The sequence below is a fragment of the Nocardia sp. No.11 genome (assembly GCF_038752175.1).
GTDB lineage: Bacteria > Actinomycetota > Actinomycetes > Mycobacteriales > Mycobacteriaceae > Nocardia > Nocardia canadensis.
On record NZ_JBCGFB010000012.1, the window covers coordinates 71,221 to 83,971 of the forward strand.

Sequence of the window (12,751 nt, forward strand, 5' to 3'; positions counted from 1 at the left end):
GGCGACCGGTTCCACGGTGTCGTAGCCGCGCTCGTCGAGCAGTCGCAGCAAGCGACACAGGTGTTCGCACACCAGATCCAGCTTCAGCGTCCACGACGAATTGGTGTAGCCGATCGCGTAGGCGAAGTTCGGTACGCCGCTGAGCATCATTCCCTTGAACGCCATGGTCCGGCCGACGTCGATGGGCGCACCGTCCTTGCTCAGCTGGATGCCGCCGAAGGGAAGCAAGCGCAGACCGGTCGCGGTGACGACGATGTCGGCGTCGATCCGCCTGCCGGAGGTCAACGCGATGCCGTGCTCGAGGAAACGGTCGATGTGGTCGGTGACCACTTCGGCTCTCCCCTCACGGATAGCCCTGAACAGGTCGCCGTCCCGGACCGCGCACAGCCGTTCGTCCCAGGGGTCGTAGCGGGGGTTGAAGTGGACGTCGACCTCGTACCCGCGCGGCAACAGCGCCTTGTTCACCGCGCGGATCATCCGGCGGGTCACTGTCGGATGCCGTGTGCTCAACTCCCAGAGGAATCGCTGGCGGGCGATGTTGAGCCGCCGGGCGACGCGGTACGCCGTAGTCCCGGGCAGCACCGTCCGCAGCGCGACCGCCAGATAGTCGGTACCGGGCAGCGGCAGGACATAGCTCGGTGATCGTTGCAGCATGATGACCCGGGCCGCGGTCGCGGCCATCGCAGGCACCAGGGTGACCGCGGTCGCGCCGCTGCCGATCACCACCACCCGGCGATCTCGGTAGTCCAGGTCCTCGGGCCAGAACTGCGGGTGGACGATCTGCCCCGCGAAGTTCTCCTGACCGTCGAAATGGGGCGCGTGCGCCTGCTCGTAGGAGTAGTAGCCCGCCGCGCTGAACAGGAATCGGCAGGTCATTGTGACGATGCGGTCGTTCGCCACCTGCACGCGCACCGTCCAACGGGCCTGTTCGGTCGAGAAGTCCGCGCTGAGCACCTTGTGCCCGAACCGGATGTTCGGCGCCAGTTCGTCGTCGTCGACGGCCTCGGCCAGGTAGTCGAGGATGTCCGCGCCGTCCGCGATCGCCGAATCGTGGGCCCACGGCTTGAATGCGTAGGCGTAGGTCTGCAGGTCGGAATCCGATCGGATGCCGGGGTAGCGGAACAGGTCCCAGGTGCCACCGATCCTGTCCCGCGCGTCCAGCAGCAGGAAGGACCTGCCCGGCAGCTGCGTCTTCAAGTAATGGCCCATGGCGATGCCGGAGAGTCCGGCGCCGGCCACGAGCACGTCGAGATCCACCGCCGAATCGTGCTGGGGATGTGAAAGTTCCGGCTCACTGGACATGATGGGTGACTCCTGTCGAGGTTGATGTGTGGTGATGGCGCACGGCCGGGTCGCGCCCACGCGGTGCGAAGCAACGGCTGGGTGACCGGGTCGCACCTCAGGCGGCCGAACGGCGCGCGGGTTCGCTGCGGTACCGCGATGCCGGACCGTCGATGCCGAGCAACCGCCACACCTGCCGGGCGAGGGGGTTCATCAGCCCGGCGTCCGTCGCCAGGGCGCGGACATCGGCGAAGACGTCCCGCAATTGCCGGGTGGAATCCGCGTTGTCCCAGAACGCCTCGCGGATCACGCTTTTCGGGATGCCGAGCTCATCGGTCATCTCCTTCGGCGGGATCACGATGACGTCACACAACACCCGCATGATGAGGGGAAAGGCCAGCGACAGCAGCAGCCGGCGGACGGGCCGGTAGGTGGTGACGGTCTCGCGCAGGTAGCGATGCGCGAACGAGATATGGCGCGCTTCCTCGGCGACGTGAATCTGCATGATCCGCTCGATCAGTGGATGCAGCTCGACATCGGACCTCAGGTACGCCTTCTGGATGTGGTCGATCGGTTCCTCGCCGGCCAGCACTCCGGCCCAGAACAGTGCCGGGGTGAACTGCCCGGCAAGCGAGATGAACGGCCCCGCTCGACGGAACAGTCGCCGCGCCCCGGGAACATCGGCCCCGGAGCGGTTGACGAACTCCTGGAACATCTGCGTGTGATGGCACTCCTCGGTCGCCTCATGCGTGATGTAGCGAAACTCCGGTCTGCCGTTGGGGAGGGTGATCGCGAACGCCATGATCCCGCCGATCAGGATCTCCTCGAACGTGCGTCCGACCTTGCAGACATTGGCCTGGCGCCAGATGCCGATCGCGATCTGCCGTTCGACGGGAAGGGCCCGGTACCAGGGGTGCCTGCCGAGGGGATCCACGTCGGGCAGCACCCAGCGTGGGTCGTTCCAGCGGATCTCGTAGTCGGGGTTGTCCCAGGCGATGTCGGTGAAGGCGTCGAAGTGCACGGTGACCGATGCCTCGGACAGGGTCTTCATGGTTTCGTCGAAGGTCTGCTCGCTGGTCATTTCACTCCCAGGGCTCGGCGGCCGACGGCCGCAAATAGGTGTAACTGAGAGTTGCATGTTTCTCTGGTCGTGCCAACGCGCCGAAAGGCAACACCATCAAGGGCTTCGGTCCTACGTGCGAGGGGTCCTTCGGCCCTGGGTGGTGTTCGCTGCGGGAGCGGAACCCCAGGTGTCCGGCGCGGTCCTGGCGTGATTCTCGGCGGTCCGGGTATCGGCCCGAAGTCATCTCAGACGATGCCTTCGTGCTCTAACCTCGCTCGGAGCGCGGTGGCACGGTGGGAGAGGCAGACGAAAGGACGACGCCCCATGGACCCCGCAATGCCCGACCGCCGCACCGTCACAGCGGCACTGACGCTCGCTGGGCGTGCGCCGTCCCGGCGCAACACCCAGCCGTGGCGGTGGCGGGTGACCGATCGCGCTGTCCACCTGTACCTGGATCCGCGATATTCGCCGTTCGCGACAGACCGGGAATCGCGCGACGCGATGCTGGGCTGTGGCATCGCGCTGCACCATCTGAGCGTGGCCTTCGCCGCAGCCGGGTGGGCCACGGTCGTCCGCCGGCTGCCGGATGTTGCCCGGCCCGGGCTTCTGGCGTCGCTTCGATGGGTACCGCATCGCGCCACGATGCTGGAGAAGTCGCTGCGCGAGGCGATCACGGAGCGGCGCAGCGATCAACGCCCCTACCAGATGCGTCCGATACCAGCCGGGTACCTGAGCTTGTTCCGTGAGCGCGCGGCGGCGTCGGGTGGCGTCGTGCATCTCCTCTCCGACAGGGATCGCGAATGCCTCGCGGGCTCGCCTCGCCCGAAGGTGTTCTCGGCGAGCCGGTCTGCGCTCGCTGGGGAGCCTCCCGGAGGTGCGCCGCGATGGTCGCCGATCGAGGCCGGTTCCGCGGAGAGCACGGACGTTGCGGTCGTCGACTACGCCGAGCTCTTCGTGGCCGGCACACCGACCGACGATGCGCTGTCGAGGCTGCGTGCCGGTGAGGCGGTCAGCGCTGTGCTGCTGACCGCCACCAATATCGGGCTGGCCACGTGCTTGCTCACAGAGCCGCTCGAGTCGCGACGGGACTTCCTCCGGACCGAGGCGCTGGGCGGCACGGCGTTTCCCCAAGCTCTCCTGCGCGTGGGATGGGCGCCGGATATCGGTGCGGCGCCGACCATGACTCCTCGTCGTCCGATCGAGGACCTGATGCTTCCCGAGTGCGGCTGACACCGACGTCGGCGTGGTCGGCCCTCACTCGAAGCGCGGAGGAACGACGACGACCGAGGTCATCGGCAGATCGTCGGGATCGAGCAGAATATGGGCGGCGGCCTCTGCTCACGGGCGCAGGACTCAGCCGATCATCTGGTCGGCCGCGCGACGGAGGCGGAGGCGTTCGATGACGGTCGGATGCGCCTGCTGCTCGGGAACCATCAGGACCGCGCAACGAGTGTGCTGGAGGGCAAGGTACGAGGTTCCGCTCAGCTGTGGCCAGAACGGTCTGCGGTGCCGGGCGGTGACCACCAATTGCGCTGTGGCACCGAATTTCTCGATGGCGGTGCGGGTATGGCCGAAGTAGGTGACCAGCCGAGCCCGGACAGTGGGGAAGTGGCGTCCGTGAGAGGCCAGCAGTGCCTCGATATCCTGCTCGGCGCGAGGCGTCGAGGTACGCGCGGCCGGTCGGGTGACGGTCACGACCGTCATCTCGCTGCGGCGCTCAGCGGCGGCACGCATCGCGGCCGACAGCGCCAGGGACGCGCCGCTGTCCGTGGGTGTGGTGACGACCAGCACCGGCCCCACCGCCGCGGCCCCGCTGGCTGGGGGCCGGATCACCGCGACGGGGCAGTGCGCCGACGCCGCCAGCGTGGTCGCCACGGACCCGAGCATCGACCGCGTGGTTCGGCTCGCACTGCCGACGACGACCTCGGAGGCGTTCGCCGACAAGCCGGTCAGCCTGGTCGCCGGATCCCCGCGCAGCGCCCGCGTGCTGATCGCGGGCGCCGGGGTGGGTGCTGTGCGTGCCCACCGGTCGAGCACAGCGCGACGGGCGCTGTCGAGGATTGCCGCGCTCGTCGGTGCGTCGACATGTCGGCCCGCGACGTGGACCAGCCGCAGCGGTACGCGCCGGGCGTCGGCGACGACAGCGGCCCACTGCGCCGCGCGGATGGCGGTGGCTGAATCGTCGACGCCGACGACCACGGGCGCCGCGGAAGTCCGTTGCCGGTCGTGGTCGTCGGTGGTGATCTCACTCATATCTTCAGGGTCGCCGTACCGGCCGGCCTCCGGCAGGGCACCTGTACCTGAACAACGGGGACTTTCGGCACAGTGGGCCCGGAATGGCCGGACACCGTCATTCGGTGACGGAGCCGGTCGCCCGCACTGCGCGGACCCGAGCCGCGAGTGTGTCCACCGTCGCGGATTCGAAGATGTCGGTGCCGGGCAGCATGACGGTGGCCGCCGCGGCGGCCACCCCGAGCTCGCATGCCAGCGGCACGTCGGCGTCCTCAGCCAACTGGTGTGTGATCGCCGCGACCAGGCTGTCTCCCGCGCACGCGTCGCTGCGCGGCGGCGGCAGGTGCGGCGCCGCTATCACGCGGTGGCCGTTGCTGTCGGAGCACACCGCGCCGAGCGCACCGACCGTGGTGATCGCGTGTTCGCAGGCGCCGCGCTCGAGCAGCAGGGCGTTGGCCGCGCACGCGTCGTCGTACCCGCTGATCGGACGGCCGATCAGGGCGGCGGCTTCGACGCGATCCAGCCGAACCAGGAAGACGCGTTCGGCCAGCATCGTCGTCAGCTGGCTGCCGGCGATGTCGGCGATCAGCGCGGCGCCGGCATCGGCGACGGTGCGCGCCACCGTGGCACTGAACTCCGCGCTCAGACCGGGCGTCGCACTGCCGGAGAGCACGAAATAGTCGCAGTGCCGAGCGGTTCGGGTGATCGTGTCGAGACAGTGCCGCTCCTCAGCGGCGGACAACGTCGGCCCCTCGGGAACGACGTGGTAGCTGCTCGCCGACTCCCGCTCGGCGATGACGAGGGCCTCGCGGGTGTCCTCGCCGATATCGACGGGTAGGTGCGCGAGCCCTTCGTCGTCGAGCAGCCGGTTCAACCGCGCGCCCACTTCTCTGCCCGCGGTATGCAGGGCCAGGGCCGTACCGCCCAGACGCCGGACACCGCGCGCGACATTGATGCCCCCGCCGCCACCGCGTATCGATCGCAGCCGCGCACGTGACTTGCCCTCGGGTCGCAGGCGCGCGACCTCCAGGGACAGATCCACCGTGGGATTGATGGTGAAGGTCGCGATCGGTACCGGATGCGTGCTGGGGTCCATGACGCCAGCATGGCGTGGCGGGTTGCGTCCCGGCAGAGCCGAACGTCCACGCCGGGTTCGCCATTGGTCGCCTGTGCGCGGTCTCGAACGTCGGGGCGATGCCATGCCCCAGGGTGGTCCGACGGTCGGTGGCCGCCTTCCGCATCACCACGGCATCGTTGCGTCGAAGGGCTGAAAGGCCCATCGTGAAGGGGCCTTCGGCACTAGGCCATCGCTCGGCCTATTTGGTCTCATCAGGACCGGACCGACGAACAGAAGGCGAGGTCGAAACCTGGTGCGGCTGATCGAGATGTGGCGTTCGCCTCTCGCCGGAGTCCCGCGGTGATCGACTCGGGGAACGCAGGTGATGCGCAGCGCCAGGTAGTCGAGCTGGGACGGGCGGAGGCGTTGCGTCTGCTGGCGAGCGTGCCGATGGGCAGGGTGGTCTACACCCGCGACGCGTTGCCGGCGATCCGCCCGGTCAATCACCTCCTCGACGAGGACGGGTTGATCGTCGTGCGGACCCGCCTGCACTCCCCGCTCACCGGGCTCGCCTCCCACAGCTCGCCGGTGGTGGTCACCTACGGCGCCGACGAGATCGATCCGGTGCGCCGCGTCGGATGGTCGGTGTCGGTGACCGGACTGGCCCGCACCGTCTCCGACCCCGGGCGCATCGCGAGCTACGAGCGGCGGCTGCGGCCCTGGGTGGAAGGCATGATGGACGCCGTCATCACGATCGATCCCGACATCGTCACCGGTATCCGCCTGCGGGAAAGGGAAGTACCCGAGCACAGCTGACGCTGTGCCCGAGCGCACCGCCCGGCCACGAGCTCGAACGTCGGCGCCGGGCCGAGCGATGATCAGCGGTGAGTCGATGCCGCCGTGCTGGTGCCCTGATCGCGCCGATCCGTGAGAGGCCGTGCGCGACCGGCATGCTCATCGCGCATCCGGGAGGCTCGGTGAGGCGGCGGCCAGCTGGGCCGCCCATTCGGTGGCGCGCTGGAGCTCACCGGAACGAAGCGGACCGGTCATGTCCTCGACCAGGAAATCGGCAGGGGCGGCCGCGAGGTGGTACCCCAGGTGCCGCAGACGCTTGGCGATGCCTTTCGCCGCCGAACCCGGCAGCCAGGGCGGATGAGCGATCTTGGTGCCGAAGGCGGCGGCCGACCGTGGCGACGGCACGGGCAGCGCCGCGTCGAGCCATTCTCGAATCCCGATCTCGATCTCGACGGGATCGTCGGTCTGGCCCGCCGCATCCTGGCGGGTAGCGGTTCGGCTGAGCCCGAACGCGTGCGTGGGACCACCGACGACGAGCAGGTCGACCTGTGGTGCCGGGTGATTCACGGCCTCGGCGACAGGGGACACCGTCACCTCGAAATGTGACCGTAGGCCGGTCGCGACGGCTTCGGCGATCGCGGCGGTGTTGCCGAACATGGACTCGTAGACAACCTGCGCATGCATCAGTTCAACTCGCTTCGCGGTCGGAGGTCGGTGTGGTCGTGCAGTGGTGGCGTGCCCAGAGCGGCAACGGCGAAGGCGAAAACGAGACAGACCGGTTGTAGCCAGCTGAACTCGCGCAGCAGCGCGAGCTGGAGCAGAATCCAGCCGATCAGCGCGGACGCGGCCACCAACGTCGTCTGCGCGTTGTGCGTGTCGTCGTCGGTGACTGTCAGTGCCACGACCGCCATCGGCAGGCCGACCACCAGCGCGAGCCCCACTCCCGCCAGGATCGGGCTGTGGAGGGGGATCCGCTCGACGGACGCGGGGCTCAACGGCACCGCGCCGGTGATCAGGCCGAAAGCCCCGGCGAACGCCCACGTCGCCATCAGCCCGGCGAGTAGGCACAGGACCGATCGGCGTGGGTCGAGTCGCCGCAGATACCTCGAGATCATGAACCCGAGCATGGCCGGTCCGCCGTGGTCGAGGTCAGGGCCGAAGGTCCTGGGAGACGAGGACCAGCGGCCCGATCAGATGACCTTCGGCCGTCCCGCGCCCCGGTACGCCGTGCCGACACGGGAACGACGTTGATGCGTTTGCCGCCGGGAACGGTACTCGCGGCGTCGCCGGTCACGCCCTGACCTGCCCCTCCGGTTCGTCCGTCGACGACGACAGGTCGGTGTCGGCACGCGTGGGTCGACGCGGTCGCGGTACAAACGCGGCGTCGGCGTCGGAACAGCAGGCGTCACGGATCAGTCGTGATGCACGACCATGACCGGGCACTCGGCGTGTTGCGCGAGCCAGTTGCTGGTCGACCCGAGAAGCAGACCGCGGAAGCCACCACGACCCCGACTACCGACGACGAGCAGCTGTGCGGTCTGCGACCAATGGGCCAGGCGCTCGCGTGGCCCGAACACCTCGACCTCGCGCCGGACCGCCACGTCGGGGAACAGCTCGGACCATCCGGCCAGGCGTTCGGCCAGCAGCGCCTCTTCGGCGACGGCGAAGTTGTCGACCGGCATCGCCAGGTAGTCGACACCGCCGAACTGCCCCTCCGACAGATCACTCCACGCGTGCACCGCAACGAGTTCGGCCCCGCGCAGCGAGGCCTCGGCGAAAGCCGCGCCGATCGCGGGTTCACCGACGCCGCTGCCGTCGACCCCGACCACCACCGGACCGTCGCGGCGATCTGGATCGGGTCCGCGCACGATGACGACGGCACCGTGGGCGTGCGCGGTCACCGCGAGCAACGTCGAGCCCAGATGGGCGAGCGCGCCCGCGGCGGGGGTCGCGCCGAGCACGACCAGATGCGCGTGCGCCGACGCATCGATGAGCGTTCGGGCGATCCGCCCGTTCGCGAGTTCGGTGGTCAGGGTGACGGCCGGCGCGGCGGCGCGCGCCTCGTCGGCGGCGGCGGCGAGCATCTGTTCGGCCGCGCGCCGAATGTCCTGCATGGTGGCGTAGATGAAGGCGTCGTAGGCGCTGCGCGGCGTTCGATCGGCGATCGGTTCGGTGCAGTGCACGATGCGCAGGGCACGGCCGCGGTCCGCGGCCGTGCGTGCTGCCCAGCGGACGGCGCTGATCGATCCTTCCGATCCGTCGATTCCTACGACGATCGCGGCCGAGGCGATCTGGTGCGGGCTCTCGGTGTGCTGTGTCATGGTCGTCTCCTGATGGCTGGGATTGTTCCTGTCGAGTGGTCTGCTGTCGCGAGGGCGGTGTCCGGGGGAGCGGGGTGGGAACGCGCCGCGATGCCAGGTGTCATCGGCGACCGCGAGGGTCTCGATCAGTGGTGCGCTGGTGTCCAGCGTGACAGCGCCGGGGCAGGCGACGTCGCCAGGCCGCCGTCGCGTCGGCGATCTCGGCGGTCGCGTCCGACTGCTGCCGCGTCGGTCACCGATGCGTTGGCGGGCAAGTTCTCGGGGCAGGCGCACCGCAGGACGACACCGGTGGGTCTCCCAGACCTGAGCCGGCGGGGCCCGCGGTCGCGCCGCCGGCGAGCACGAATTCCGATCCGGCGGTGTCGGTTTCCAGCCTCGCCGGGACCCGCATCGCCCGGATACGGTCGAAGGTCCCGCGTGGCTGCGGCGTTGGTCCTCGGTAGATCCGCGAAGGCTCACGACAACCGCCGGCCGGGCCCGCCGACCGACGAAGAAGTCCTCGACGCGGGGGGCTTTCAGCCTTGACGGCGGTGTCCTTCGGATCTGGGGCGGTTCGGCCGCGGTGCCGATGATGGAGGTATCGAGCACGATCCCCGGGTGGGCGACAACGACGTCGTTCACCCAGCTACACCGGCACAGCGTGGTGGACGGCGTGGCTCGTGCGCCTGGCGTGGCTGTTTCCGCGGGGTCTCGCGCCGTTTCGGCGAAGTTCGCCGAACCCCGTGCCGGCAATCAGGAGGAACTCATGTCGAACCATCACGATCCGCTGGCCCCGACGGTCCACACGGCCCATGTGTGGCTACGTGCCGTAGCCGAAAGTCTCGATACCGACGATCGCCGGTTCGCCATGCGGGCACTGCGTGCGTGGTTGCACACGGTGCGCGATCGGATCGGTATCGACAGTTCGGCTCATCTGTCCGCGCAGCTGCCGGAGCTGTTGCGGGGTGTGTACTTCGAGAACTGGGTACCGAGTCACCTTCCGGTACGGCACGGCCTGCGGGAGTTCTGCTCGCAGTTCGCCCGGGAAGCCGGGATCGAGCTCGCGGAGGTTCCCGGAGTGGTGGCGGCGGTGACCTACGCGCTGGACGCGAAATTCTCCCCCGGCCTGCTCCCGCGCGTGTTCTCCGGGATGCCGATCACGCTGTTCCGCCTTCTGTACGGGGCGACCTCCGATATCGCGGGCGAACTGCATCTGCCCGCGGTCGGCGTGGAGGAACAGCCGGAGCCGGATCGTCTGACGCGACTCGAGCAGCACGTGACGACGCTCACCGAGGCGGTTATGGCGCTGTCACACGGACTCGAGCAATTGCCGACGGAAGCGGACACCTCCACGCGGACCGCCGAGTCCGCGCGCCGCGCGCACGATCTGCTGCTCGCGAGTGGCTTCGGTGGCGGCACACCGGTCTGACGCCACGGGGACGCGCGAAACGTGACCTGACGACAGTGCGTGCCGTACACGCGCGGGCGGCCCGGACCCCGTGGTTGCACAACACCCGAACGCCGCCGCCCCCGCGGACCGCTCGCCGACCGGTCGACAGCATCCTGGATGTCGATGGCCTCGACGAGTCTCGGAACGAGAGCGAAGTATCGGGGTTCGGGTAGAACGAATTCGGTCCCGGCGCACGAACTTCGGCATCCGGTCGGCGCGGTGCCCGACACACAACGGCGCGCGAGCGGGTTCGGAGTCCGAAATGCCCTCGGGACAGGGACTTCGGCTTCTGGCGACGTGCGTGGTGGCGAGACGATGATCCGATCATGAGCCTCTCGACGAATTTTCACGCCCCTGGCATCGGGGCGTCCTTCCTGGTCTCGGCTCTCGGAATACCGTTGGTCGCGCGGTGTGTGCCCACGATGACCGAGTTGCGCTACCGGGGACGACGTTCCGGACGGCCCATCGCGCTACCGGTGGCGTACGCGCGGGTGGGCGATCTCGCCGTCGTCCGGGTGGCGTGCTCCGAGACCAAGACCTGGTGGCGCAATTTCGCTGCGCCGCACCCGGTGTCGATTCGGCTACGCGGCCGCTGGGCGGCCGGCGTGGCGCATGTCGCCTACCCGGGTTCGCTCGAGCACGAGGAGCTCGCGGCCTACTATCAGCAGACCTTCACCCGCTGTGCGGTTCCGGTGGACGATCCCCTGGTGGTGATCGAGCTGCCCCGGCGCCGGCGTGGACCTCGTGAGTCCGGGCACGGTGGACGCCGAGCGCGTTCTGGCGGCGCTGGATGACGTCGGTGACGGTCGGTGAGGCCCTGGGTTTTCGCCGACAAACCAGCGGGATCGCCGGCGCTTCTCCGGTGCGACAGCTCGCGCTCGTGTCACTGGAACCGTCCCGACGCCCTCGGCTGCCGGAATCGCCGGTGGCGAAAGGCACCTGTGGCCAGGACCAGGGGCCCTAACGAAATAGTCACCGGATTGGTCGAATTGGGGAAACGACGGCGGCGCGGCGTCGGCTGAACGACCCGCCCCCGTCCGACTCGAGGAGATCAAGATGAGGAATGTTCGCACCGGCACGGGAGTTGCGCGATGAGTGTCGGCGACCATGCGCGAGGGCTGATGATCACAGTCGGCGCGATCTCCCTCATCGGGCTGGTCGATGCCGCCGCCGGGCGCAACTGGGATCTGGTGGTCGTCTTCGGCGCGAGCATCGTGTTCACCGCCGCGGCGGCCGTTCGGCTGTCCGGTGCACGGCGATCCATCGGTCTCCGCGACGATCTGACTCGATGGCTCGAGGATCGCGCCGCCGCGGGCGACGAGCCGGTGGAGCGGGTCGCCGATCGTGCCGTCGCCGCCTACCGTCTGGGCCTCACCAGTGGGAACGACCCGGCATGACGAGCATCGACACGCTCGGCGCCACCGCGTCGGCCGACTGCACCGAGGTGCTGATCCTGTCGGGCGCCGGGTGCAGCGGAGGCCTCGTCGGCGGCAAAGCCGCAGCGCTGGACCGATTGATCGGCTGGGGCATCCAGGTCCCCGCGGCGGCCTGCGTGACGGCAGCGGCATACCGTGCCGTTGCCCGTCGGCCCGCTGTCGCCGAATTGCTGGCGCGTCTCGATCGCGGTGAGCCGGTGCCCGCCCCTGAAGTCGATGCCGCGTTCTCCCGCGCGGGTCTTCCCCGGACCCTGATCGACGAGGTGTGTGCGGTCGCGGAGCGGGTAGGCGCAGGCCGCGCCGTGGCCGTGCGCTCCTCGGCGACGGTGGAGGACATGGACGCGTCGTCGTTCGCCGGTCAGTACCACTCGGTTCTCGACGTCGATCCCGGCGACCGGGCGGCCGTCGAAAGCGCTGTGCTGTCAGTCTTTTCCTCGTTGCATCACCCGGCGCCCCGCGCCTATCGCCGTGCGCTCGGCATCGACGACGAGGGCGTGGCGATGGCCGCGCTGATCATGTCGATGGTGCCCGCGGTCCGGGCCGGGGTGTTGTTCACCCAGGATCCCACCGGTCCCGCGGGGACAGTGCGGATCGAGACCGTGCGTGGATTGGCGGAGACGCTGGTCTCGGGTAAGCAGACGCCGCGAGTAGTGCTGGTGCCGGACGGGAAGGTGCCGGCCGAAGCCCCGGCCGAAGCCGCGGAATTGGTCACCGTCGCGCGCGAGATCGAACAGCGAGCCGGGCGCCCGCAGGACATCGAATGGGCCTGGGACGGACTCCGGCTCTGGATCGTCCAGGCCCGGCCGATCACGGTGAACGCCGCGGATGAGGACCCCTGCGACACCGACACGCGGGACTTGCCGGGCGCGGAATTCACCACCGCGGGCATCGCGGAGATGCTTCCCGGAGTGCTGCCGCCGCTGCGCTGGGATGTCTGCTCGTTCATCGTCGAGGAGGCGCTGCGGGCGATGTTCGACGATCTCGGCACGCTGCCCCTCGGCGCGATGACCGCGCCACACCAGCTGCTGGTCCGGCTCCACGGGCGGGCGGCCCTGGACGCGGCGGTCACGGGATCGGCGATCGCACCGGATGCCGCGCGCGGGCTCGCCGCCCGCGTCGCCGCGCTGCGGCACCGAG

The 12,751-nt window shown here is 69.4% G+C and carries 13 protein-coding genes; 6 read left to right on the plus strand and 7 right to left on the minus strand.

Features of this window, described 5'->3' with window-relative positions; translation table 11 throughout:
* Nucleotides 1-1,302 (minus strand): NAD(P)/FAD-dependent oxidoreductase (locus V8688_RS06330; protein WP_342800403.1); only part of this gene is annotated, 1,302 nt, incomplete at its 3' end.
* Between the two features lie 97 nt (nt 1,303-1,399).
* Nucleotides 1,400-2,362, minus strand: a complete 963-nt coding sequence (locus V8688_RS06335; RefSeq protein WP_342800404.1) for a diiron oxygenase — start codon at nt 2,360-2,362, stop codon at nt 1,400-1,402.
* A gap of 306 nt (nt 2,363-2,668) precedes the next feature.
* Here V8688_RS06335 and V8688_RS06340 point away from each other — a divergent pair, with 306 nt between their 5' ends.
* Nucleotides 2,669-3,574: an NAD(P)H nitroreductase gene (locus V8688_RS06340; RefSeq protein WP_218719051.1), complete on the plus strand. Its 906-nt coding sequence runs from the start codon at nt 2,669-2,671 to the stop codon at nt 3,572-3,574.
* A gap of 123 nt (nt 3,575-3,697) precedes the next feature.
* Here V8688_RS06340 and V8688_RS06345 read toward each other — a convergent pair whose 3' ends face one another.
* Together V8688_RS06345 and V8688_RS06350 are read right to left on the minus strand one after the other, a co-directional pair.
* Complete coding sequence (locus V8688_RS06345; RefSeq protein WP_342800405.1) at nt 3,698-4,597, minus strand: universal stress protein; 900 nt, start codon at nt 4,595-4,597, stop codon at nt 3,698-3,700.
* A gap of 97 nt (nt 4,598-4,694) precedes the next feature.
* A complete protein-coding gene (locus tag V8688_RS06350) occupies nt 4,695-5,672 on the minus strand; it encodes a PfkB family carbohydrate kinase (RefSeq protein WP_342800406.1) in 978 nt (325 codons plus the stop codon).
* A gap of 321 nt (nt 5,673-5,993) precedes the next feature.
* On the opposite strand from V8688_RS06350, the gene V8688_RS06355 reads away from it, so the two are divergent.
* Nucleotides 5,994-6,449, plus strand: coding sequence for a pyridoxamine 5'-phosphate oxidase family protein (locus V8688_RS06355; RefSeq protein WP_308248523.1), 456 nt, complete (start codon nt 5,994-5,996; stop codon nt 6,447-6,449).
* A gap of 138 nt (nt 6,450-6,587) precedes the next feature.
* On the opposite strand, the gene V8688_RS06360 is transcribed toward V8688_RS06355, so the two are convergent.
* The 3 genes from V8688_RS06360 to V8688_RS06370 all read right to left on the minus strand — a co-directional run bounded on the left by V8688_RS06360 (nt 6,588) and on the right by V8688_RS06370 (nt 8,749).
* Complete coding sequence (locus tag V8688_RS06360; protein WP_218719054.1) at nt 6,588-7,112, minus strand: flavodoxin domain-containing protein; 525 nt, start codon at nt 7,110-7,112, stop codon at nt 6,588-6,590.
* Entirely contained in the window at nt 7,112-7,543 is a 432-nt protein-coding gene (locus V8688_RS06365) for a hypothetical protein (protein WP_218719055.1), read from the minus strand. The genes V8688_RS06360 and V8688_RS06365 overlap by 1 nt, the downstream gene beginning before the upstream one ends.
* Nucleotides 7,544-7,840: 297 nt before the next feature.
* Complete coding sequence (locus tag V8688_RS06370; RefSeq protein ID WP_218719056.1) at nt 7,841-8,749, minus strand: universal stress protein; 909 nt, start codon at nt 8,747-8,749, stop codon at nt 7,841-7,843.
* Between the two features lie 745 nt (nt 8,750-9,494).
* On the opposite strand from V8688_RS06370, the gene V8688_RS06375 reads away from it, so the two are divergent.
* The 4 genes from V8688_RS06375 to V8688_RS06390 all read left to right on the plus strand — a co-directional run.
* Nucleotides 9,495-10,157 (plus strand): DUF2267 domain-containing protein, encoded by a 663-nt coding sequence (locus V8688_RS06375; protein WP_218719057.1) that lies wholly within the window; start codon nt 9,495-9,497, stop codon nt 10,155-10,157.
* Nucleotides 10,158-10,504: 347 nt separating this feature from the next.
* The gene (locus V8688_RS06380; protein WP_342800407.1) at nt 10,505-10,972 is read left to right on the plus strand and encodes a nitroreductase/quinone reductase family protein; all 468 of its coding nucleotides are present in this window, start codon (nt 10,505-10,507) and stop codon (nt 10,970-10,972) included.
* Between the two features lie 327 nt (nt 10,973-11,299).
* Nucleotides 11,300-11,575, plus strand: coding sequence for a hypothetical protein (locus V8688_RS06385; protein WP_218719059.1), 276 nt, complete (start codon nt 11,300-11,302; stop codon nt 11,573-11,575).
* Nucleotides 11,572-12,751: PEP/pyruvate-binding domain-containing protein (locus tag V8688_RS06390; RefSeq protein ID WP_342800408.1), on the plus strand; the 1,180-nt coding region annotated here is incomplete at its 3' end. The genes V8688_RS06385 and V8688_RS06390, both read left to right, overlap by 4 nt.